Origin of the sequence: Rhizobium sp. EC-SD404 (genome assembly GCF_902498825.1) — a bacterium.
Lineage (GTDB): Bacteria > Pseudomonadota > Alphaproteobacteria > Rhizobiales > Rhizobiaceae > Georhizobium.
This window is the reverse complement of record NZ_LR701459.1, coordinates 2674385-2696938: the sequence shown is the minus strand read 5'-3', so window position 1 is coordinate 2696938 and position 22554 is coordinate 2674385. Positions and strand designations below refer to the sequence as shown.

The 22554-nt window shown below is 62.6% G+C and carries 19 protein-coding genes; 10 read left to right on the top strand and 9 right to left on the bottom strand.

The annotated features are described in order from the left end of the window. Window positions 1-44 precede the first annotated feature (44 nt). Window positions 45-938 (top strand): DMT family transporter, encoded by an 894-nt coding sequence (locus GC125_RS13765; protein ID WP_151986162.1) that lies wholly within the window; start codon window positions 45-47, stop codon window positions 936-938. 68 nt (window positions 939-1006) lie between these two features. On the opposite strand, the gene GC125_RS13760 is transcribed toward GC125_RS13765, so the two are convergent. Continuing rightward, on the bottom strand, window positions 1007-2326 hold the full coding sequence (locus GC125_RS13760) for a DEAD/DEAH box helicase (RefSeq protein ID WP_151986161.1): 1320 nt from the start codon (window positions 2324-2326) through the stop codon (window positions 1007-1009). Window positions 2327-2773: 447 nt separating this feature from the next. Here GC125_RS13760 and GC125_RS13755 point away from each other — a divergent pair, with 447 nt between their 5' ends. Further along, window positions 2774-3979, top strand: coding sequence for an ABC transporter substrate-binding protein (locus GC125_RS13755; RefSeq protein ID WP_151986160.1), 1206 nt, complete (start codon window positions 2774-2776; stop codon window positions 3977-3979). 182 nt (window positions 3980-4161) lie between these two features. After that, the gene (locus GC125_RS13750; RefSeq protein ID WP_151986159.1) at window positions 4162-6420 is read left to right on the top strand and encodes a putative bifunctional diguanylate cyclase/phosphodiesterase; all 2259 of its coding nucleotides are present in this window, start codon (window positions 4162-4164) and stop codon (window positions 6418-6420) included. A 12-nt stretch (window positions 6421-6432) separates the two neighbouring features. Here GC125_RS13750 and GC125_RS13745 read toward each other — a convergent pair whose 3' ends face one another. From GC125_RS13745 to GC125_RS13715, 7 genes are all read right to left on the bottom strand, one after another. Beyond that, window positions 6433-7698 (bottom strand): branched-chain amino acid ABC transporter permease, encoded by a 1266-nt coding sequence (locus GC125_RS13745; protein ID WP_151986158.1) that lies wholly within the window; start codon window positions 7696-7698, stop codon window positions 6433-6435. After that, window positions 7698-8696 carry a branched-chain amino acid ABC transporter permease gene (locus GC125_RS13740; RefSeq protein ID WP_151986157.1) on the bottom strand — a complete coding sequence of 333 codons (999 nt, stop codon included), beginning with the start codon at window positions 8694-8696 and terminating at the stop codon, window positions 7698-7700. Before GC125_RS13740 ends, GC125_RS13745 begins: the two co-directional genes overlap by 1 nt. A gap of 9 nt (window positions 8697-8705) precedes the next feature. Next, a complete protein-coding gene (locus GC125_RS13735; RefSeq protein ID WP_151986156.1) occupies window positions 8706-9410 on the bottom strand; it encodes an ABC transporter ATP-binding protein in 705 nt (234 codons plus the stop codon). Then, complete coding sequence (locus tag GC125_RS13730; RefSeq protein WP_151986155.1) at window positions 9407-10225, bottom strand: ABC transporter ATP-binding protein; 819 nt, start codon at window positions 10223-10225, stop codon at window positions 9407-9409. The genes GC125_RS13735 and GC125_RS13730 overlap by 4 nt, the downstream gene beginning before the upstream one ends. Before the next feature lie 219 nt (window positions 10226-10444). Continuing rightward, on the bottom strand, window positions 10445-11494 hold the full coding sequence (gene proX, locus GC125_RS13725; RefSeq protein ID WP_151986154.1) for a glycine betaine/L-proline ABC transporter substrate-binding protein ProX: 1050 nt from the start codon (window positions 11492-11494) through the stop codon (window positions 10445-10447). A gap of 95 nt (window positions 11495-11589) precedes the next feature. Then, window positions 11590-12522, bottom strand: coding sequence for an ABC transporter permease (locus GC125_RS13720; protein WP_151986153.1), 933 nt, complete (start codon window positions 12520-12522; stop codon window positions 11590-11592). A gap of 40 nt (window positions 12523-12562) precedes the next feature. Further along, entirely contained in the window at window positions 12563-13768 is a 1206-nt protein-coding gene (locus tag GC125_RS13715; RefSeq protein WP_151986152.1) for a quaternary amine ABC transporter ATP-binding protein, read from the bottom strand. 402 nt (window positions 13769-14170) lie between these two features. Here GC125_RS13715 and GC125_RS13710 point away from each other — a divergent pair, with 402 nt between their 5' ends. After that, window positions 14171-17185 carry a response regulator gene (locus GC125_RS13710; protein ID WP_151986151.1) on the top strand — a complete coding sequence of 1005 codons (3015 nt, stop codon included), beginning with the start codon at window positions 14171-14173 and terminating at the stop codon, window positions 17183-17185. Between the two features lie 9 nt (window positions 17186-17194). On the opposite strand, the gene mnmC2 is transcribed toward GC125_RS13710, so the two are convergent. Next, window positions 17195-17896, bottom strand: coding sequence for a tRNA (5-methylaminomethyl-2-thiouridine)(34)-methyltransferase MnmC2 (gene mnmC2, locus GC125_RS13705; RefSeq protein ID WP_151986150.1), 702 nt, complete (start codon window positions 17894-17896; stop codon window positions 17195-17197). Window positions 17897-17954: 58 nt separating this feature from the next. Between mnmC2 and GC125_RS13700 the strand changes: the two genes are divergently transcribed. From GC125_RS13700 to uraH, 6 genes are all read left to right on the top strand, one after another. After that, window positions 17955-19124, top strand: a complete 1170-nt coding sequence (locus GC125_RS13700; RefSeq protein WP_151986149.1) for an NAD(P)/FAD-dependent oxidoreductase — start codon at window positions 17955-17957, stop codon at window positions 19122-19124. Between the two features lie 72 nt (window positions 19125-19196). Then, a complete protein-coding gene (gene puuE, locus GC125_RS13695; RefSeq protein WP_151986148.1) occupies window positions 19197-20117 on the top strand; it encodes an allantoinase PuuE in 921 nt (306 codons plus the stop codon). Next, complete coding sequence (uraD, locus tag GC125_RS13690) at window positions 20114-20611, top strand: 2-oxo-4-hydroxy-4-carboxy-5-ureidoimidazoline decarboxylase (RefSeq protein ID WP_151986147.1); 498 nt, start codon at window positions 20114-20116, stop codon at window positions 20609-20611. Before puuE ends, uraD begins: the two co-directional genes overlap by 4 nt. Next, window positions 20612-21658, top strand: coding sequence for an allantoicase (alc, locus tag GC125_RS13685; protein WP_151986146.1), 1047 nt, complete (start codon window positions 20612-20614; stop codon window positions 21656-21658). Between the two features lie 4 nt (window positions 21659-21662). Beyond that, window positions 21663-22181, top strand: coding sequence for an ureidoglycolate lyase (locus GC125_RS13680; RefSeq protein WP_151986145.1), 519 nt, complete (start codon window positions 21663-21665; stop codon window positions 22179-22181). Next, window positions 22178-22540: a hydroxyisourate hydrolase gene (uraH, locus tag GC125_RS13675; protein ID WP_151986144.1), complete on the top strand. Its 363-nt coding sequence runs from the start codon at window positions 22178-22180 to the stop codon at window positions 22538-22540. The genes GC125_RS13680 and uraH overlap by 4 nt, the downstream gene beginning before the upstream one ends. Window positions 22541-22554 lie beyond the last annotated feature (14 nt).

The window sequence follows — 22554 nt, the reverse complement described above, 5'->3', positions numbered from 1 at the left end:
GCGTAACGGTCGACGCGAATTTCCGCCTGCGAGCCGCTCTCCCCATGACAATCGAACGCATCGCCCCCGCGCTATTCGTGCTGCTCTGGTCCACGGGTTGGATCGTGGCGCGTTATGCCGCACCGCACGCGGATCCGCTGTTCTTTCTGTGCTTGCGCTACGTGTCCGCCGCCGCAGTATTCGTCGTGTTCTGCATGATCGTGCGTGCCGAATGGCCGCAGACCCGGGCGCAGTGGTGGCATGCCACTTTTTCGGGCGTGCTTCTGCACGCGATATATCTCGGCGGCGTCTGGTGGGCGATCGCCCACGGCGTGCCGACAGCACTTTCGGGGCTCATTGCCGCACTCCAGCCTCTGCTCACGGCCACCGTCGCGCCCTTCGTCGTGGGCGAGCGCCTGTCGGGCGGCCAGAAGCTCGGCATCGGTCTCGGGCTCATCGGTCTCATGATCGCCATCGTGCCGAATTTGATGGCGCTCGAACCGGAACAGATCGCCGCCGCGACGGTGCCGCTCATCGTCAATGTCGTCGCCATGATCGCGGTTACGGCCGGCACGCTCTACCAGAAGCGCTATCTTCAGACCGGCGACCTGCGCACCATCGCGACGCTGCAATATTTGGGCGCGTTCGTCGTGACCGCCCCATTCGTGTTGCTGCTGGAAGACATGCGGATCGTCTGGAACTTCGAGGTGTTCGTCGCGCTTGCCTGGTCGGTGTTCGGGCTGTCGCTGCTGGCCGTTGCGCTGCTGCTCTATCTCATCCGGCGTGGGCAGGTATCGCGGGCGGCGTCGCTCATCTACCTCGTTCCGCCCACGGTCGCGATCCAGGCCTTCCTCTATTTCGGCGAAGAACTGACGCTGCCGATGATCGTCGGTACCTTGGTCGTCGTGCTCGGCGTCTATTTGACGAACCGCAAGCCGAAAGCCGTGCTGCCCACCTGAGCCGAGCGGGCAAAGAAAAAGGCCGCCGCTTGTTCAGCGACGGCCTTCATTGTCATTGAAGAGAACGATCAGGCGCTGCGGCGCTGGCCGCCCTGGGATGCACCTTCGCGCTTGCCCTTGCCGATACGGCGATGCGAACGGCCGCTCGGGCGCTCGCTGTTGCCGGTACGCTCGGGGCGCTGGCCGTTGCCGCGTCCGCCGCCATTGCCGCGACCGGGGCCTTTGCCGCCACCGCGGGCGGGGCGAGCGTGGTCAGCCGGTGCGACACCGCCTGCGACCGCGATCGAGATGCCCATGAGCTTCTCGATGTCGCGCAGCAAACGAATTTCGTCCGGAGCACAGAACGCGACGGCCAGGCCATCGCGGCCGGCACGTGCCGTACGACCGATCCGGTGCACGTAAGCGTCCGGAACTTCCGGCAGCTCGAAATTGTAGACGTGGCTGACGCCGGTGATGTCGATGCCGCGTGCTGCGACGTCGGTTGCCACCAGTACCCGAACCTTGCCGTCCTTGAATTCCTTCAAGGCGCGCTCGCGCTGGTTCTGGCTCTTGTTGCCATGGATTGAGGCGGCCGAGAAACCGGCAGCGACGAGCTGCTTCATCAGCTTCTCAGAGCCGTGCTTCGTGCGGCCGAAGACCAGTGCAAGGCCATCGGGGTTGGCGCGCAGGCACTCGATCAGAAGGCCGGTCTTTGCGGACTTGTCGGTGACGAAATGCACGCTCTGCTCGACCTTGTCGGCAGCCTTGCCGGGAGGCGAGACTTCGACGCGCATCGGGTCGGTGAGGTAGCTGTCGGCGAGATCCGCGATCATCTTCGGCATCGTTGCCGAGAACAGCAGCGTCTGGCGCTTCTTGGGCACGAGCTTCACGATCTTGCGCAGATCGTGAATGAAGCCGAGATCAAGCATCTGGTCGGCCTCGTCGAGGATGAGGCGGTGCACCTGGTGCAGGCTCAGCGCCTTGCGGTCCACGAGATCGAGCAGTCGGCCGGGCGTGGACACCAGAATGTCGAGCCCGCGGTCGAGCATGCGCATCTGGCCGTTGATCGAAACGCCACCGACGACGATGCCGATCTTGAGCGGGGTGTTCTTGACGAACGCCTTCAGATTGGCGGCGATCTGGTTGACCAGTTCACGCGTCGGAGCAAGAATCAGGGCACGCGTGGCGCGCGGCTCCGGCTTCTTGCCGTCGGAGAGCAGACCTTCGATGAGCGGAAGGCCGAAAGCGGCCGTCTTGCCGGTGCCCGTCTGAGCGAGGCCGATCAGATCGTGGCCCTTCAGGACGAGTGGGATGGCTTGTGCCTGGATCGGCGTCGGCTGGGTGAAACCGAGGGCAACGAGCGGCGCAAGTGTTTGCTTGGAAAGTCCAAGCGAAGCGAAATCGTTCAAAGTACATGCCTTTCAGGCGTGGGCAGCCGCACGCGGAACCTTTTCGGTCCGGGTGTCGACTTCAAGAACCCCGCGTGAAATGGGAACTTGGATTGGGAATGCTTTCTTCAGCGCCAGGGCGACGAATTGGATTCGTCGTTCTTGGGAACTGCCGCTTTATGAAACCTTGTTGATCGGATCGTTAAAACCCGAAATGGCGCGCTCACGCTGGCGGCCTAAAGGGAAAGCTGAACCGCATGTCGTCTTTTCCTCGACAAAAGTCAAGACGGGGGAGGTGATCAGCGCTCTGGCGAGAAGCCCCAGTCGAAATTCTCGACCCCTCCTTTCCAGATGCACGCCAATCGCTATGATCGGCCAACTTTTGGGCAGAGACGCCTGAAAGGACAGTCAAAGACAGGACGGACGCACGAACGATGCGCTCCGACAGATTTCAGGGAGAGTGACTACATGTTGCCAGCATTCAAGACGGCGCTCGCCACCGGCGTGGCTGTAGCGAGCCTGACGACGGCAGCCTTGGCGGAGGATTTCAAGATCGGCTTCATCGGCGGCATGACCGGACCGATCGAAAGCCTGATGCCGCCGATCGTGGCAGGTGCGGAATTGGCCATCGCCCAGATCAACGAGCAGGGCGGTTTCTTCGGTGATGAGAGCCAGGCTTCGCTGGTCATCGGCGACGACGGTTGCGTCGACGCGACGCGTGCATCGGATGCCGCCGACCGTCTCGTCAACGTCGAAAGCGTCAAGGCGATCGTCGGTGCGATGTGCTCGGGTGCAACTGTTGCCGCAGCCAACAACGCGGCCGTTCCAGGCGGCGTCGTCATGATCTCGCCGGCGTCCACCGCGCCGTCGCTGACCACGCTCGAAGACAACGACCTCGTCTTCCGTACCGCGCCTTCAGACGCGTTCCAGGGTGAAGTTCTCGCCAACCTCGTGTTCAGCAAGGGCATCACGAGCGTTGCCGTGTCCTACGTGAACAACGACTACGGCACTGGCTTTGCCGATGCCTTCGGCGCTGCTTTCGAAGCTGCCGGTGGCCAGGTGCTCGCCTCCGAAGCGCATGAAGACGGCAAGGCCGACTATCGCGCCGAAATCGGTTCGCTGTCGTCCATGGGCGCCGAGGCACTCGTCGTGCTTGCTTATGTCGACGGTTCGGGCGGCACACTCATTCGCCAGGCCGTCGAAGGCGGCGACTTCTCGCAGTTCGTCGGTGGTGACGGCATGGTCGGCAACCGTCTCGGCGAACTCATCGGTTCCAGCGCCGATGGCATGATCGCGACCCGTCCGGGCTCTCCGGAACTGCCGGGCCGCGCCGCTTACGATGCTGCAGCAGAGGAAGCGGGTTTCGACCCGAGCGCGACCTTCGCCGCACAGTCCTATGACGCGGCATTCCTTCTCGCCCTCGCTCTGCAGAAGAACGGCGGAGAGATGGAAGGCCTCAACGAAGCATTGCGCGAAATCTCGACGGAGCCGGGCGAAGTCATTCTGCCGGGCGAGTGGGAGAAGGCGGTTGAGCTGATCGAAGCCGGTCAGGACATCAACTATGAAGGCGCTTCCGGCAGCCACGAGTTCGACGACGCTGGCGACGTGCCCGGCGTGTTCGACGAGATGACGGTCGAGAACGGCGAGTTCGTCGTCGTCGGCCCGGCGACCTGAGTCTCGCCTCGCTAACGTAACGTTTCGCTTCGAAGGGAGCCTGTAGTGCATACTGCAGGCTCCCTTCTTCGTTATCAGGCGACGTCACAGGTTTCCGAATATTCTAATTTGTAGGCATGCACCCGTAACACTTTGGAAACGGCCAATTCGCTAGCTGTTAGGGACAGCATGTGGGGTGAGCCATGACGATTTGTTCGGTTGGCAAGGGTGAAATAGAACGGCTAGAGGCCGTTCGCTCGCTCAACCTATCCAACAAGCCCGAATTTCAAGATCTCGACGCGATCACCAGCTTTGCTCGCGAGATTTTCGAGGTCGACGGTGCGGTGGTGACGATCGTCGACCACGACTTCCAGTGGAATATTTCCCGATCCGGCTTCGAAGATTCCGCCACGCCCAGGATGCATTCCCTGTGTAACGTCGCACTTGCGGAAGGTCGGCCAGTCGTCGTGGAGAACCTGAGCATCGACGCGAGGTTTGACGGCAATCCGCTCGTCCACGAGCACCCCGGTTTGCGCTTCTATGCGGGTTTCCCGTTGGAGATCGACCCTGGAATCGTTCTTGGCACATTGTGCATCGTGGACACCAAGCCTCGCCAATTGTCTCCACGCGAAGCGACCCAGTTGGAGCGGCTTGCCACGGTTGCAACCACTTTGCTCCGACAGCATCGCGACACGGTGCGCGTGGCCCGCCTTTCGGTGTCGCTCGCTCAATCCGCCCGGACAATCGAAGAACAATCGCATGCGCTGACGTTGCAGAACCGCATGCTCGACGAAGCCTGTGCTCTCGGTGAAATGGGAGCGTTCGACCACGATCTGGTGACAGGTCAGGCCGAATGGAGCGGCATGCTGAAACGCATCCATGATCTCGACGAGGATGCGCAGATCGGGCCCGTCAGCGAGTTCGTCCATATGAACCGCTTCTATTCCAAGCGGGAGCTTAAGCGGTATCTCAAGGCAATCCGCGAAGCGATGCTGGCTCATCAAACGCTGGAATTCGAGACCGCGCTGAAAACGGCCAAGGGTCGTCGGCGTTGGGTGCGGCTGCGGGTCGATTTCGAGTATGACGCGAACGGTCGGCCCGTGCGCCGTTTCGGCATGATGCAGGACATCACGCGGCAGAAGCGCCTGCTCAGCCGTCTCGATCACATCGCCAATCGGGACTCTCTGACCGGCCTTTTCAATCGAAACTACTTCCTGCGCCACGCCAATACGTTCCTGCGCGCCAACCAGCATGTGACGACTGGCGTCGCGATCCTCGATCTGGATGGTTTCAAGGCCATCAACGACAGTTATGGGCACATGGCAGGCGATGCCTGTCTAAAGGCGATCGCCGCGCGACTGCGCCGGCATTGCAGCAAGGAATGGTTGCTTGTGCGGCCGGGCGGAGACGAGTTCACGGTCGTTATCGCGGAGGACTGCCAGATCGAGGCGCTTTATGCGCGGCTTGAGGGACTGCGCCAGATCATCCAGGAGCCGATCACCTGGAAGGGACTGACGTTCCAGGTCTCTGCGTCGATCGGGCTCGCCTTTGCCGAGCGCGGGGCAGAGCCGGATGCGATGGACCTGGTGCAGTCGGCCGATCTCGCGGTCTACAAGGCGAAGGCTGCGGGTCGCAACTGCCTGGCGGTCTATTCCTCCGACCTCCACGCCGTCGCTCTGCAGCGCTTCAACATCATCAACAGCGCTCGAACGGCTCTGGAGAATGGCGATTTCTGCCTTTACTACCAGCCTAAGATCGAGCTTGCCGACCGGTCGCTCAGCGGCTTCGAAGCGCTGCTGCGTTGGCGCCAGCCCGATGGTCGCCATGCCGCGCCCGGCGAATATCTCGCCGTGCTGGAAGACGGGGAAATGTCGCGGCGCATCGGTGACTTCGTCATGGACGAGGCCGTCCGCCAGGCAGCCAGATGGCGGGCGGACGGCTTCGCGTTCGGCGATATCGCGATCAACGTCTCGTCGAGCCAGTTCATTGGCCACGGTTTCGTCGATCGGCTGATTTCGGGCATGGAGACGGCCGGTCTTGCGCCCGGCGACATCCAGGTCGAGGTGACGGAAGGCGTGCTTCTGTCCACCGGCGCCACATCTGTCGCCTCGGGCCTCAAGCGCCTGTCCGACCACGGCATCAAGATCGCTTTCGATGATTTTGGCACGGGTTACGCTTCACTCGTCCATTTGCGACAGCTCGAGTTCGACATCATCAAGCTCGACATGTCCTTCATCCGCTCAATGCTGACGTCACCCGCCGACATGGCGATCGTCGAGGCGGTGTTGACCCTGGCACGGCGGCTCGGAAAGAAGGTCGTGGCGGAAGGTGTGGAGACGAGCACCCAGGCGGAGACGTTGCTCGCCCATGGTTGCCATTACGGCCAAGGCTATCTCTTCAGCCGGCCGAAGCCCGCGGCCATCGTCGAGGCCGCGTGGCGGGAGTTGCGTGAGGCTGTTTGAGTCGTGCTTGGCCTAGGCCTTGCGCGACAGACGTTCGGGGATGACGCCCTTCGGTGCGAAGCGCAGTACCATGGTGATCGTCAGGCCGATGACGAAGACACGCATGGCGAGCGCCCGGCTGTTCAGGTCGGCAGGGGCCTGCCAGCCGAACAGATCGCGCCCGATCGTGCGGATATAGTCGAAGATGACGAGCGTCACGGGCTCCGACATCGTCCAGATCACGTAGACGAGCAGCGCGCCGAAAATCGCACCGCGATTGTTGCCGGGTCCGCCGAGGATCACCATCACCCAGATCAGGAAGGTGTGGTTGAGGTCCACGAAGCCGTTCGGATCGAAGATCGTGTTGAAATGGATGAGCGTCGCGCCGCCGATGCCCATCAGGACGCAGCCGAAGACGAAGATCTCGAGCCGGCGCTTGGTCACGTCCTTGCCCATGGCGGAGGCCGCGTCTTCATTGTCGCGGATCGCGCGCATCATGCGGCCCCAAGGCGCGTGGTAGACGCGCTGCAGCAGCATGTAGACGATGACGAGCATGACTGCCGTCAGGACGAGGTAGCTGGCGCGCGCGGCGGTGAAGCCGACTTCGGCTGCACCCGGCACCGGCCAGGGCAGAGGCGACACGGTTTGCGTGCCGCGGGTCAGCCAGTCGGCGTTCTTGAGGAAGGTCTTGATGATCTGCGCGATGCCGAGCGTGGCGATCGCGAGATAGTCGGAACGAAGGCCGAGGCAGATCTTGCCGACGACCCATGCGATGGCACCGGCAACCACGCCGGCTGCGGCCCAGCCGAAATAGACCGGCAGACCGAGACCGCCGACGAAGCCGGCTTCCTGCTCGATATAGCGCGCGGCAGGATCGAGGCTCGCCGAGACGACCAGGTAGGCGACGGCAAGCGTCACCAGCGTCAGGAAGGTCACGAGCGGCTTCGGCAGTCCGATCTTGCCCGCGCGCGACACGGCAAAGACGGCGGCCGCGCCGATCAGCACCTTCACGAGCACGTCGCCCAGCATGGCCGGTCCCTCGGAATCCCAGAAGGCCTGGTTGACCGGGAAGGTCACGAAGAGCGAGGCGAAGGCGCCGGCGGCGATGAAGCCCATGATGCCGACATTGAAGAGCCCGGCCGTGCCCCATTGCAGCGAAAGGCCGAAAGCGATCATCGCATAGCAGAGCGCTTCAACCGTCACGCGCAGCGAATAGGCGGTGCCCTGCGTGACGAAGATGATGGCGAAGAGAACGCCGAGGCCGGCGAAGAGCAGGAGATCGCGACGGTTATCGGTCATCACAGCACCCGTCCCTTGAAGATGCCGGTCGGCCGGTAGATCAGAATGAGGATCAGGAGGACGAAGGGCACCATCAGCTTGTAGTCGGTGGGCACGATGGCGAGAGAGGCTGGCACCTCGAAGGCGTTGTCGGTCCAGCGCGCGATCGGGCGCAGCAGCACGGACCAATTGAAGACGGCGAGCGTCTCGGCATATCCGACGACGAAGCCGCCTGCGATTGCGCCATAGGGCTGGCCGATGCCGCCAACGATCGTCGCGGCGAAGATCGGCAACAGGATGTTGAAGGAAAGATCCGGCTTCAGCGAGACGTCAAGTGCGAGCATCGTTCCGGCCAATGCCGCCAGCCCGCCACCGATGATCCAGGTGGCACGCACCACGGTTTCGATGGAAATACCGGTGACCTGCGCCAGCGACGGGTTGTCGGAGACGGCCCGCATCGCCTTGCCGAGGCGCGATCGCGACAGGAAGTAATGCAGCACGACCACCGAGATCAACGTCACGACGAAAAGCGCCAGTTGCGGCTCCGTCACGGTGATCATCTGGTTGGCGCCGGGTACTTCGATGCGGAAGATATCCTTCGGCTCGTTGAAATAGAGCTCGCGCGAACTGGGGCCGGCAAAAAGGCGGATGAGGCCCTGCAGCATAAGTGTTACGCCGATCGAGGCCATGACGAGCACGATGCCTTTTGCACCTGATCGGCGCAGCGGCTGGTAGAACGTTCGGTCGATCCCGATCGATATGCCGGCGGTGAGGATCATAACGATCGGCAGCACCATCATGGCGATGGGCAGGGGACCTGCGAAGCCTGCTGCGGCCAGTGCGGCGGCAAGCACATAGGCGATGAAGGCGCCGAGCGTCATCATGTCCCCATGGGCAAAATGGGCGAAGCGCAGGATGCCGAAGATCAGCGTAACGCCGATCGCGCCGAGCGCGTAGATCGATCCGATGATGGCACCGGCGATGATGCCCTTGTTGATGAAGAAGACCAGCTCATTCATTGGTGTCGATCATCCCCCGAGGAAGCTTTTGGCGACTTCCGGATTATCGAGAAGCGCCCGGCCGGTGTCGGTGTAGGAATTCTGGCCGTTAGCCAGCACGAAGCCCTTGTGGGCGATGGCGAGCGCCTGCTTGGCGTTCTGCTCGACCATGGCGACCGTCACGCCGAGCTTGTTGATGGCAATCACGCGGTCGAAGATCTCCGACATGTACATGGGCGAAAGACCGGCCGTCGGCTCGTCGAGCAGGATCAGTTTCGGCTCTATCATCAGCGCGCGGCCGAAGGCGACCATCTGGCGCTGGCCTCCAGACAACTCGCCCGCTGCCTGCCGGCGCTTTTCCTTCAGCGGCGGGAAGATCTCGTAGACCTCGTCAAGCACGCGGGAATAGTCGTCGCGTCGCGTATAGGCGCCCATCTCGAGGTTCTCGTGCACCGTCAGCGTGCCGAAAACGTTGTGCTCCTGCGGCACCATCGCGATCTTGTGGGCGGCGAGCTTTTCCGGGCTGATGCCGGTGATGTCGTGCCCATCGAAATGGATCGATCCTTCGGTGATGTTCAGCATGCCGAAGATCGCCTTCAGCGTGGTCGACTTGCCCGCCCCGTTCGGGCCGACGATCACGCCGATTTCGCCGGCATCGAGCGTCATGTCGATCCCCTTGAGGATCGTCATCTGGCCGTAGCCGGCATGAAGATTGCGGATTTCGAGCAGGCTCACGGACGCGCCTCCACCACCTGGTTGGCGTGGGCGACGGTCGCATTGCCCGTCGGCGAGCCGCCGAAATAGGCTTCGATTACGCGCGGGTCTTTCTGGATGTCGGAGATGTGCCCTTGCGTCATCACCGAGCCAGCCGCCATGACGATAACCGGGTCGCAGAGCCGGGCGATCAGGTCCATGTCGTGCTCGATGACGAAGAAGGTGTAGCCGAGTTCGCGGTTCAGCCGTTCGATATTGGACGCGAGGTCGTTCAAAAGCGTGCGGTTGACGCCGGCGGCGATCTCGTCGAGCAGCACGACCTTGGCGTCGGTCATCATCGTTCGGCCGAGTTCCAGAAGCTTCTTCTGGCCTCCCGAAAGATTGCCGGCAAGTTCGGTCTTCACATGGGTGATCTTCAGGAAGTCCAGCACTTCCTCGGCTTTGTGGCGGATCGCTTCTTCCTCGCGGCTGACGCGGCCGGGCATGAACCAGGCGCCGATCAGGCCTTCGCCAGCCTGGTTGTCCGGCACCATCATGAGGTTTTCCAGAACCGTCATGTTGGAGAATTCGTGCGCGATCTGGAAGGTGCGCAGCAGACGCCGTTTGTAGAGCGCGTGCGAGGGCAGGCCGGTTACGTCTTCGCCGTCGAACAGGATCGTGCCGCTCGTCGGTTCCAGCGTGCCGGCCACCATGTTGAACAGCGTCGATTTGCCAGCACCGTTCGGACCGATCAGGCCCGTAACGGAGCCTTTTTCGACCGAGAGCGTGCAGTCGTTGACTGCGTGGAAGCCGCCGAAGCGCTTGCTCACGCTTTTAACTTCGATGATCGCTGACATCGTTCCCTGTGGGCGGCCTTGGGCCGCTTCTCGTCGCGGATGCGTCCCTCTTCCGGGACGTCGATGGCGGTGCCTCTAGCATCGGGCAATTCGCAATGGAAGGCCGCGAGAGAAGCGGACCACTGCACAAATGCCGCAGATTCTTTGCGATTGCAGCCCATACCTATGAAAACGGGCCCCGGAGGGCCCGTTCACTCGCTTGTTTAGAGAGTTTTCAGATTAGGAAGCCGCGTCTCGTGCAGCAGTCAGCCACTCGTCGACTTCGGCACGGTTTTCCTCGATCCACTCGGAGGCGTGGCGGGCGACATCTTCTTCGCTGTTTTCGCCTTCGTACATCTTGGCGTTCTGCGCGAAGACGTCATCCAGCGGCACGGATGCCGCTTCCAGCAGGGCGCGCACGGACGGGTTCTCTTCCAGGAACTCGGAGTTTGCGACCGGAACGAGATCGTTTGCCGGGAAGCCGAGCTGGCATGGATCGTTCACGCAGCCTTCGACGCCGGCCATGGTGGCCGCATCTTCAAGACCCTTGGTGGACTCCGGCAGATCGATCTCCGGCACTTCGATCCAGACGACATCTTCGCCTGGCGTCAGCACGTTCACGGTCCAGTTCGGCGTCCATGTGTAGAAGAAGATCGGCTCGCCGGCCTCGTAGGCTGCAACAGCATCGGCCATGGAGGCATTGTAGCCGGCCTTCACCGGGTTGACGGTATCGCGCAGGCCGTAGGCGTCAAGGTGATGCTCGATGCCGACTTCGCAGCCCCAGCCGGGCGGGCAGGCGACGAGATCGGCCTTGCCGTCGCCATCGCGGTCGAAAAGCGCGGCTATTTCCGGATCCTTGAAGTCTTCCAGATTGTCGATGCCGTGCTCGTCGGCAGTGGCCTTGTCGATCAGGTAGCCTTCAAGCGCACCACCGGCGGCAACCACGCCGACCTTCTCGGCGCCTTCTGCAAATGTTTCCTCGTAGGTGTTGTGCAGCGGGAACCAGCCGTCGACCCAGAGGTCCATGTCGCCCTGGGCGACCGACTGGTAAAAGATCGGGTTGTCGAGCGCGCTTGGGCCTGCGACCTCGTAGCCAAGCTCCTCGAGCATCTGCTTGTAGATCTGAGTGTAGAAATAGCCCGTGTCCCAGGTCGGCTGTGCCATGTTGATGGTCACACCTTCGCCGGGCTGCGCGTCCTGAGCGCCTGCTACGGTCGTTGCCGCTGCGAAGCAGAGGGCTGCCGCCGCAACACCGGCGGAGAGGCGGGATAGGCGTCCGAAAGCTGTCATCTTTGTTCTCCCTTTGGGTTTTGTCGGTCTCCGCCGCGGTGCCGAAGCGGAGGGTTTTCGTGCCGCCCGCAAGAGGCGGCCGATTTTCTTGGCGGTCAGGCGGGCTTTTCGTTTGTCGCGCGTGCCGCGATCCGTGACGGCTTGAAGAAGCCGCGGAATGTCTCTGCGAGCGACGGTGTGGCGACGGCCTTGCGCTCGGCGAAGGATTGCGTGATCCGGTCGAGGATGATCGCGAGAATGACGATGCCGATGCCGCCTTCCATCGCGGTTCCGACGTCCAGCCGGCCGAGGCCCGTGTTGACGGTGAGACCAAGACCACCGGCGCCGATCAGCGCGGCGATGACCGCCATGGACAGCGCCATCATCAGGGTTTGGTTGAGGCCGGCCATGATCGTGCGCATGGCGAGCGGAAGCTGCACTTCCCACAGAACCTGAGACGGCGTGGAGCCGAACGCATAGGCCGCTTCGACAAGATCGGCCCTTACGCCGCGAATGCCGAGATTGGTCAGCCGCACGATTGGCGGCAGTGCGAAGATGATCGTCGCAATGACGCCGGGCACCGTGCCGACGCCGAACAGCATGACGATCGGAACGAGATAGACGAAGGGCGGGATGGTCTGCATTACATCGAGGATCGGCCGCATGATCGCCAGGAACCGGTCGCTGCGGGCTGCGAGAATGCCGACAGGCACACCGATGACGGCGCAGAAAAAGACGGCCGTCACGATCATGGCAAGCGTCGTCATCGTCTGGCCCCACACCCCGATCAGGTCGAGGAAGACGAGCGCCAGCGCCGTGAAGATTGCGACGCCACGGCCCGCCGTACGCCAGGCGATGAAGGCGAGGATCGCCGTGAACACGAGCATCGGCATCGCATTCAAAAATCCGTCCAACCCATCGAGAACGAAGGAAATCGGCGCCTGGAGGGAGCGGAAGAACGGCCGGAAATTGGGAACGAGCCAGTCCTTGACGGCGGAATCGACCCAGTCGCCGAAAGGAATTTCAAAAAGGTCGGATGGGCTGAACATGCTTCAAGCCTCCCACTGTCTTGTGCGCGGTTGAGCCATCTCAGGCAGTTGCAGCGCGTGTTGGCGCAGTCTCATGCTCTTCACCGCGCACCAGCTGCTGGAAGATGTCGCCCGGCTCGACGATGCCGATAAAGGCGCCCGTTTCATCCACGACTGCAATTGGCAGGCCAGCTGCTGCCTTGCCGTAAAGCTCGTGCAGGTGCGCATCGGGCGTCACCGTCGCGAAATCAGCGTCGAGATGCTGTGCCAGCACGCCTGTGTCTGCCGTTCCAGAAAGGCCGCGATAGAAGACCTGTCCGCGCAGTGTGCCATTTTCCGTGACGAAAAGCGCGTCCACGCTTTCGGCTTCCATGCGCGCCAGCGCATCCGAGACGGCGGCGCTGATTTCGATGGAAAGCGGCGGGCGGGCGATGGCGGCGACCTCGAAAACACGCGAGCGGTCGATGTCCTGGGTGAAGGCGCGCACGTATTCGTCGGCCGGTTCGCCCACGATCTCCTCCGCAGTGCCCACCTGCACGAAGCTGCCATCCTTCATGATGGCGATCTTGTCGCCCAGGATCAGCGCTTCGTTCAGATCGTGCGTGATGAAGATGATCGTCTTCTTCAGGCTGCGCTGCAGTTCCAAAAGTTCCAACTGCATATCGCGGCGAATGAGAGGATCGAGCGCACCGAAGGGCTCGTCCATCAAAAGGATCTCGGGCTCGGTCGCCAGGCCGCGCGCCAGACCGACTCGCTGCTGCATGCCGCCGGAAAGCTCTTCCGGATAGCTGTCTGCGTAGGTCTCCAGGCCAACTTGGGCCAGCGCCTTCAACGATCGTTCGCGCCTTTCGGCAGCGGGCAGACCCTTCACCTTCAGGCCATAGGCGACATTGTCGATGACGGTTTTGTGGGGGAACAGGGCGAAGTGCTGGAAGACCATCGCGACCTTTTCGCGCCGTACCTTGCGCAGGGTCTCGGCCGAGCACGACGCCACGTCGACGCCGTCGATCATCATCTGGCCGCGCGTCGGTGGGATCAATCCGTTGATCATCCGCACCAGGGTGGATTTCCCGGAACCAGAGAGGCCCATCACCACGAAGACTTCGCCCTCGGCGACCTCGAAGCTCGCGTCATTGACGCCGATCGTGTGGCCCGTTTCGGCGTGTATGTCCGCCTTGCTATTGCCCTTGCTCACCATTTCGAAGACCCGTTCGGGCTCGTTTCCAAATATCTTGAAGATATTTTTCGCTTCTACTTTGTTCGCCATACCGTCCGTTAAAGCTTTTCCCAAGAGGGATTTCAATACAAGTGGATGAAACCTCGAATAATGCGCAGTGATGCGAAGTGCAGATCAGCAGGACGCGGCCTGGCGGAGGCTATAGGGGAGTAGTTGGCGCGGAACCTAACGCCTCTATTCCATCCTGGCAACCGACGGACACGATTTTTATCAATTCGGAACATAATGTTGCAGAAGGAGGGCGCGCGCGCCATGCGGAATGCGGCCTGCCGTGTCGCAAACAGGCCAAAAAATGACGCGTGCGTTTCCAAACGTTCCACTGATGCCGTCGGGTTCTATGGTTAACGCTTTGTTCAGCGCGCCACGGCATTCTCACCCTTGGGTTGTTGGCGCGGCCGGCTCGATTGTGGCCGGCAATTGCGGGGGTTGTGCGTGGGGTCTGCTGAAGGTGATCTCGATAGGGACGTTATCGAGCGCGGCATCGCGCACGTGGCGCAGATCAGTCCGCTGATCTACGTCAAGGACGGCCAGATGCGCTATCGCGGTGCCAGTCAGTCGTTTCTCACTGCATTGCGCATGTCCGAGATGCCAAGCAGCGATCCGGCTTTCGGCGAAGACGGCTATGACCGCGAGCGTGACGAGGCCGAGCGTCGTTGCCTCGTATTCGGCAAAGTTCAACGTCTGTCGATGGTGTGCCCGGATGGGGTGAGGCGCGTGCTGACCCTGTCTCGGATCAAGTGCACGGACGGGTCGCTGTTCGTCGTTGGTCATGACCCGAGGATAGAACCGCTCGCGCTGCTTCAGGATGTCGGGTCGGCGTCGGTTCCCGTGGCGGATCAGTCCGGGGAAATGGACGATCTTCGACAGGTCATCGAGGCGATGCCGATGGCGGTCGTCGTGGTCGACCAGAACCTGACGATCGAACTGATCAACGGGCGCTTCTTCGACATCTGGCGCCTGGAGCCGATCCTGCTGCTGGGCCATCCGTTCCGCAAGCTTATGGACCTCAATCGCGGCAACGGAATCTACGACGTCGTCGACGCCGACTGGGAAGGTTACGTCGTTTCCAGAACCACCGAAATCAGGCAGGGAGCCGTCGCGCCGAGGGAGTTCAAGCGGCAGGACGGGGTCGCCTTGATGTACTCGGTCACGCCGCTGTCGAACGGCCGCCGCATGATCGGCTACTACGACATCAGCGAAGTGCGTAGGCACCGGGAACGCGCCGAAGCGATCAACGCCAAGCTTCAGGAAACGGTCCGCCTGCTTGACGACGCAGCCGAGGCCATGGCGCAGGGCCTGCTGATCTATGACGCGGACCAGATTCTCTTCACGAACGACCGCTTCTACGAATTCCTGGACGTTCCGCGCGACCTCGTCGGACCAGGCAAGCCATGGAAAAACTTGATCCATTATTGCGCCAAGCGCGGAGACTATGGGGACGGGGAGGAGGCGGAGAAGGCGAAAGCCTATATTCTGGAAAGCGCCCGCGAAGGGCAGTTCCACCAGATGGAACGAAAGGGCCGCGACGGTCGCTGGCTCCGCATCGACGGAAAGCCTACGGCTGGCGGGCTTACCGTCGTCACCTATTCCGACATCTCGGAGCTGAAAGCACGCGAAGCGGAGCTGCATCAGCTGGTCGTCAAGGCCGAAGCCTCTGACCGAGCGAAGTCTGAATTCCTCGCCAATATGAGTCACGAAATCCGCACGCCCATGAACGGCGTGCTCGGCATGGCGGAGCTTCTGTCGAAGACCGAACTCGATACGCGCCAGCGCACCTATTGCGACATCGTCATGAAATCGGGCAACGCGCTGCTGACGATCATCAACGACATCCTCGATTTCTCCAAGATCGAAGCGGGCGCGATCTCGCTCGAGCAAGCCCCGTTCAATGCGCGGGATGCGGTGGAAGACGTCGCCGGCCTGCTGGCAAAGGCCGCGGCCGAGAAGGACCTCGAGCTCGTGGTGCGCGTCGATGCGGCCGTGCCGGCCATGCTGGTTGGGGATTCGGGTCGCTTCCGTCAGATCGTGATGAACCTGCTTTCCAACGCCATCAAGTTCACCGAAGAGGGACACGTCCTGATCTCGCTCGCGGGCGGCAATCTCGACGATAAAGCCGAACTGGTGTTGACCATTGAGGACACGGGGCTCGGCATCCCGGCGGACAAGCGCGACAAGATCTTCGAGAAGTTCAGCCAGGTCGACGGATCGTCGACCCGCCGACACGAGGGCACCGGTCTCGGTCTCGCGATCACGACCCGTATCATCGAACTGATGGACGGCACGATCTCGCTGGAAAGCGAAGAAGGCCGCGGTTCGACCTTCCGCGTGTGCCTTGCGTTGCCGATCGCCGAGACGGCGCAGGCGCCTGCGCCGCCGCCGGCGTCGCTCGTCGGTGCGCGCGTATTGGTGATCGACGACAACCAGGTGAACCGCGATATCCTGAGCGCGCAATTGCAGGACTGGCAGTGCGATGGCTGTGCGGCTGTCAGCGGAGCCGAAGGGCTTCAGGTGCTCAAAGCCGCAGCCGAGATGAACGTTGCCGTCGACTGCGTCATTCTCGACCATCACATGCCGGGCATGACCGGGCTGGAGATGGCGGCGGCAGTGCGCCTCGATCCTGCGCTCATGGATACGCCGATCATTCTCCTCACCTCGGTCGACGTCGATCCGAGGCGCTCCGACATCCAGCGGCTTGGCCTCGTGTCCGTGCTGACGAAGCCCGCGCGCGAGGCACATTTGGCGGCCACGCTCGGTGAAGCCCTGGCACGCTCGAGACCGAGCGCTCCGGCGCCTGAACTGCGGTTGCCGGTGCATGCGGTGCAAGAGCAGCCAGCAGTACCCGACGAGGTTAGACCCGAGACGATTGCGCCGGCGTTCACGTCGCAGTCCGGGGCGCTGTCGCTCGATCTTTGGATCGACAATGATGGCCTCGCCGAATCGGTTGCCGGAATCGGGGCTGCGCTTGCTTTCGACGACGAAGAGAATGACGGCCATGTCGACCGCCAGATCGCGGCCAAAGCGCAGTCGTCGGGCCGGCGCCTGGAAGAGCAGGCGACCCGGCTCGACGTGCTGGTTGCGGAAGACAACGAGGTCAACCAAATCGTCTTCAGTCAGATTCTCGACGAACTCGGCGTGGTCTACCGCATCGTCGGCAATGGGGCGCTGGCGGTCGCCGAATTCGATCGCGCCGTTCCGCGGCTGATCCTTATGGACGTGTCGATGCCCGTGATGAACGGCCATCAGGCGACGCAGGCAATCCGTGCGCGCGAGCGGCAGAGCCGCGGCCATGTGCCCATCATCGGCGTCACCGCCCATGCCCTCAAAGGCGATCGCGAAGCCTGCCTGCAGGTCGGCATGGACGATTACATCTCCAAGCCGATCAGCCCCGACATGCTGGAACGCAAGATCGGCGAGTGGCTCAAGGACGACGCGAAGGCGACCGGCTGAGATTGCGCTTCACGCCGGCCGCGTGCCTGCGAGCATCTCGCGCTTCATGCCGTGACCGGGGAGCCGCTCGACGGTGAACCCCGCCACCTGAAGATTGCGCCGCACCCAGCCGGCCGCGGCGTAGGTCGCAAACGTACCGCCCGGTCTCGTCTTCTCAAACACCTGGGCGAGAAGGTCCGTCGACCACATGTCGGGATTGCGGGCCGGCGCGAAGCCGTCGAGATACCAGGCATCGACCGTGCCGTTCCACTTGCCAAGCCGGTCTGCGGCATCGCCGATCATGAGCTGCAGTTGAAAGCCATCGTCGAGATCGACGACGAGATCCTTCAGCGGTTTCGGATTTGGCCAAGCTGCGAGGAGGGCCGCAACCTCAACTGTAAGCTCCGGCCAATTCGCAAGGGCGCGCCCCAGCGTTTCGCCGTCCAGGGGAAATTTCTCGAAAGAGGTGAAGGTCAGATGCTGACCCTCGCGGCGTGAGGCTTTCCAGGCCTGCCATGTCGTCAGCATGTTGAGACCCGTGCCGAAGCCGAGTTCAGCTATTTTGAAATCGTCCGCACCCTGCCATCGCGCTTGAAGCCGGTTGCCGCCGGGGAAGACGTGACGGGTCTCGGCAAGGCCGTTCTCGCGCGAGTAAAAATGATCGCCAAAGCGGGTGGAAAAAGGCATATCGCCCTCATGCCACACGATCTCGTCTTCACGTTCTTCACCCATCGATCCGCTTCCATGCCGCGCTCTCTCCGCGACGTGCGTAGCGCCAATTAAAGCGCTGATGCAACGGGCACGGTCAGCTTCCGGCAGCGATCAGCGATGCGATCTTCTGATCGCAGGCGGCGGTGTCGTCGGGCTGTGGATGGCGCGCCTTGCCAGCGACCAAGGCCTGTCGGTGGTTCTCGTGGATGCCGGCGCGATCGGTGCGGGTGCCAGCGGCGGCATTCTCGGCGCGCTGATGCCCCATGCACCGGAGCGCTGGAACGGCAAAAAGCAATTTCAGTTCGAAGCGCTTTTGTCGCTGGAGCCGGCGATTGCCTGTCTCGAAACGGAGACAGGACTTTCCACCGGCTACGGGCGCATCGGCCGGCTCATGCCGCTTGGCGATCAGCGCCAGCTTGAGCGGGCGCGCGAACGGGAGGACGATGCCGCCCGAAACTGGCAGGGGGACGGCCGCAATTTTCACTGGACGGTCCATTCGTCCGCGACTGAGAACGAATGGCTGGTGCCGGATGCCGCTCCGGCCGGCGTCGTCTTCGACGATCTGAGCGCAAGGCTCGATCCGCGACGCCTCTGCGCGGCCCTGCGAACAAGCCTGGAAGCGCGGCCGAACGTATCGATGATCGAGCATGATGGCCTGCGGCATTGGCAGGCGAGCAAAGCTGAGCTCGCAAGCGGCGCTGTAGTGATGGCCGACCGGCTGGCCGTCACGGCCGGTCATGAAAGCTTTCCACTGCTATCGGCGCTTTTTCCGCTTCCGGCGGAACTCGGCATGCCCGTCAAAGGCCAGGCGGCGCTTCTCGATGCCCGCTGCGATCCCGGCCAGCCGCTCATTTTCGACGATGGCGTCTACATCGTTCCCCATGCGGATGGTTCGGTCGCGATCGGCAGTACCAGCGAGAACAGCTTCGACGCGCCGTTTTCGACCGATGCCCAACTCGATGGTCTGCTCGATCGGGCGCACGCGCTGTGTCCGCGGCTTGCCGATGCGCCGGTGATCGAACGCTGGGCCGGGCTTCGCCCGCGGGCGATCGGTCGTGATCCGCTCGTCGATCTCGTGCCGGGTGACACGAAGACGGTGATCGCGACGGGCGGCTTCAAGATCACGCTCGGCATTGCCCACGCCATGGCCAAGGCGGCGCTGGACCGGCTGCTCGGTCGGCCGGTCGAATTGCCGGAGAGCTTCTCGATCGATTATCATCTTGCCAAGACGGCGCGGATAAAGCGTTGAACGGCGCGGCGAGCACGCTGGCAATCAACGCTGCGGGTGATAACGTCCGCCCAAAGAATGAAGAATCTCAAGATGACCACCGAACCTTATCCCAGAGACATGATCGGCTATGGCCGGACGACGCCCGATCCGCGCTGGCCCGACGGCGCGCGCATCGCCGTGCAGTTCGTCGTCAACTACGAGGAAGGCGGCGAGAACGCGATCATCCATGGCGATGCCGCGTCGGAAGCGTTCCTCTCGGAAATCGTCGGCGCGCAGGCCTGGCCCGGCCAGCGCCACATGAACATGGAATCGATCTACGAATACGGCTCGCGTGCGGGCTTCTGGCGGCTTTGGCGCATGTTCTTCGAGCGGCGGATGCCCGTCACCGTCTACGGTGTCGCCACCGCGCTGCAGCGCAATCCGGAAGCGGTAGCGGGCATGAAGGAAGCCGATTGGGAGATCGCATCCCACGGCCTCAAATGGATCGACTACAAGGATTTCACGCTCGACGAAGAGCGCCGGCACCGCGACGAAGCGATCCGCATCCACACGGCTGTGACGGGCGAACGGCCACTCGGCTGGTATACGGGCCGATCGTCGATCCATTCGACGCAACTGGCGATGGAGGAGGGCGGCTTCGTCTATTCCTCCGATTCCTACGCGGACGATCTGCCCTATTGGGTCGATGGAGCGAATGGCGACCATCTGATCGTGCCCTATACGCTCGACGCCAACGACATGCGCTTCGCGACGCCGCAAGGGTTCAACACGGGCGAGCAGTTCTTCACCTATCTCAAGGACAGCTTCGACGTTCTTCATGAGGAAGGCGGGCAGGGTGCGGCCAAGATGATGTCCATCGGTCTCCACTGCCGTCTCGTCGGCCGCCCGGGGCGGGCGGCGGCCCTTGCGCGGTTCCTCGACTATGTCGCGGGCCACGATAAGGTCTGGGTCGCGCGCCGCATCGATATCGCGCGCCATTGGCACGCGCACCACAAGAGGCAGCCGCGATGATCGACAAGGACGCATTCGTCGAGCGCTACGGCGGGATCTTCGAACATTCGCCCTTCGTTGCCGAGCGTGGATATCGGCGTCTTGCGCCCGACCAGGCGCTGACGGTCTCGACCGTTCATCTGGCGTTGTGCCAGGCGTTCCGCGCGGCGAGCACGCAGGAGCGGCTGGACGTCCTGAAGGCCCATCCGGATCTCGCAGGCAAGCTCGCGATCTCGGGCGGTCTCACCGAGGCTTCGAAATCCGAGCAGGCTGGCGCAGGCCTCGATCGGCTTTTGCCTGAAGAACATGCGCGCTTCACCGAACTCAACGATCGCTATCAGCGCGAATTCGGCTTCCCCTTCATCATCGCGGTCAAGGGGCTCGGCAAGGACGACATCCTGCGGGCTTTCGAGAAGCGCATCAAGAACACCAAGCCGCACGAGTTTGCGACCGCCTGCAACGAGGTGGAGAAGATCGCACTGCTCAGGCTCAAATCCATGCATCCGGAGAGTTGAATGACGAACGAGCATGCCGTCCTCGAACGCAACGAGGACATTCCTGATTTCGTCCGCGGCACCATCAACCTGGCCTCCGAGCGGCTTGGGGCGATCGGGCTTTCCACGTCCGACGAGTTCTTCGCGCCGCTGTCGCGCATGCTGAAGGATGAGCCGGCGGTCTTCCTGCCCGGCGAATACGACGACAACGGCAAGTGGATGGACGGCTGGGAGTCGCGGCGCAAGCGCGTGCCTGGCCATGACTGGGCAATCATCCGGCTCGCGATGCCCGGCCGCGTCTTCGGGTTCGACGTCGATACGAGCTTCTTCACCGGCAACTACCCGCCGCACGCCAGCATCGAGGCAGCCTATGTCGAGGGCGGCGATCCGGACGAGGCGACCGAGTGGGTCGAGATCCTGTCGAAGACGGCGCTCGGTCCGTCACAGCATCATTATGTCGAGATCGACGATCAGGCCAAGCGCGCCGATGTGTGGACGCACCTGCGTCTGCACATCTATCCCGATGGCGGCGTTGCACGCCTGCGCGTCTTCGGTGCCGCCCATTTCGACTGGGATCGGGTCGATGCGTCTGCAGAGGTCGATCTCGCCTATATCTTCCATGGTGCCCGGGCGCTCGCCTGGTCGGACGCCCACTACGGTTCGCCGGAACGGATGCTTGGACCCGGCCGTGGCATCAACATGGGCGATGGCTGGGAAACGGCGCGCCGTCGCGGACCCGGTCACGACTGGACGATCCTGAAGCTCGGCCACGCCGGCACGATCGACCGGATCGTCGTCGATACCGCCCATTTCAAGGGCAACTTTCCCGACACCTGCGAGCTGATGGGTGCCTATCTGCCGGATCATGTCGGCGATTTCAGCGACGAACAGATCCGCGACAGCGAAGCCTGGAAACCCGTTCTGCCGCGCACCAAGCTGCAGATGGACCATGTCCACAGCTTCACCGGCGATGCGGTGCAGGCAATCGGGCCGGTGACCCATGTGCGCTTCGCGATCCACCCCGATGGCGGCGTGAGCCGTCTGCGGCTTTTCGGCACGAAGGCCTGAGCGCTTGGCTGCGCTGATCCTCACCGTCGAACCGCTGACGCGGGAGGCTTTCGCACCTTTCGGGTCGGTCATGGAGACCGAGGGAGCGGAACTGCGGCTCATCAATGGCGGCACGACCGAGCGCTTCCATCGGCTCGCCGTCAGCGACACGGATGCGGAAGGCCGCACGATCGTCAGCCTCTTTCGCGGGCAGCCACGGGCTTTTCCGTTTTCCATTGCCATGATGGAACGCCACCCGGACGGGAGCCAAGCCTTCTATCCGCTCGACAAGCGCGACTGGCTGCTTGCCGTCGCCGAGGATGAGAATGGCAGGCCCGCGCGGCCGCGTGTGTTCCGCGCGTCAGGCACGCAAGGCATCAGCTATGGTCGCAATGTCTGGCATCACCCGCTTCTGGCTCTTGATGAAATCAGCGACTTCCTGGTCGTCGACCGGGAAGGGCCTGGGCTCAATCTCAAAGAATACTTCTATTCCGAGCCCTTCGTCATCGAGGCGGCCGACTTGACGAAAAGGGATGCGCCATGAGCGAAGGCGGCCGACTGACCACCCATGTCCTCGACACCGCATCGGGACGTCCGGCTTCCGGCCTAGCGATCGAGCTGTTCAGGCTCGAAGGCTCCGAGCGCGTCCAACTCAAAAGCGTCACGACCAATTCCGACGGGCGCTGCGATGCACCGCTGCTCGCGGGCGAAAGCCTGTCGGCAGGAACCTACGAGTTGGTCTTCCACGCAGGCGACTATCTGCGGGCGCAGGCGCAGCCTCTTCCCGAGCCCGCCTTTCTCGACGTCGTGCCGATCCGTTTCGGCATCGCCGATGCCGGCGCCCACTACCATGTGCCGCTACTGATATCGCCGTACGGCTACTCGACCTATCGTGGTAGTTGATCCGGCGATCACAA

Coding starts and splice junctions, on each gene's coding strand:
- GC125_RS13745 (WP_151986158.1), bottom strand. CDS start 7,698: ATGACCGATAACCGTCGCGATCTCCTGCTCTTCGCCGGCCTCGGCGTT.
- uraD (WP_151986147.1), top strand. CDS start 20,114: ATGATCGACAAGGACGCATTCGTCGAGCGCTACGGCGGGATCTTCGAA.
- mnmC2 (WP_151986150.1), bottom strand. CDS start 17,896: ATGGGTGAAGAACGTGAAGACGAGATCGTGTGGCATGAGGGCGATATG.
- uraH (WP_151986144.1), top strand. CDS start 22,178: ATGAGCGAAGGCGGCCGACTGACCACCCATGTCCTCGACACCGCATCG.
- GC125_RS13765 (WP_151986162.1), top strand. CDS start 45: ATGACAATCGAACGCATCGCCCCCGCGCTATTCGTGCTGCTCTGGTCC.
- GC125_RS13715 (WP_151986152.1), bottom strand. CDS start 13,768: ATGGCGAACAAAGTAGAAGCGAAAAATATCTTCAAGATATTTGGAAAC.
- proX (WP_151986154.1), bottom strand. CDS start 11,494: ATGACAGCTTTCGGACGCCTATCCCGCCTCTCCGCCGGTGTTGCGGCG.
- alc (WP_151986146.1), top strand. CDS start 20,612: ATGACGAACGAGCATGCCGTCCTCGAACGCAACGAGGACATTCCTGAT.
- GC125_RS13740 (WP_151986157.1), bottom strand. CDS start 8,696: ATGAATGAGCTGGTCTTCTTCATCAACAAGGGCATCATCGCCGGTGCC.
- GC125_RS13755 (WP_151986160.1), top strand. CDS start 2,774: ATGTTGCCAGCATTCAAGACGGCGCTCGCCACCGGCGTGGCTGTAGCG.
- GC125_RS13750 (WP_151986159.1), top strand. CDS start 4,162: ATGACGATTTGTTCGGTTGGCAAGGGTGAAATAGAACGGCTAGAGGCC.
- GC125_RS13700 (WP_151986149.1), top strand. CDS start 17,955: ATGCAACGGGCACGGTCAGCTTCCGGCAGCGATCAGCGATGCGATCTT.
- GC125_RS13730 (WP_151986155.1), bottom strand. CDS start 10,225: ATGTCAGCGATCATCGAAGTTAAAAGCGTGAGCAAGCGCTTCGGCGGC.
- puuE (WP_151986148.1), top strand. CDS start 19,197: ATGACCACCGAACCTTATCCCAGAGACATGATCGGCTATGGCCGGACG.
- GC125_RS13720 (WP_151986153.1), bottom strand. CDS start 12,522: ATGTTCAGCCCATCCGACCTTTTTGAAATTCCTTTCGGCGACTGGGTC.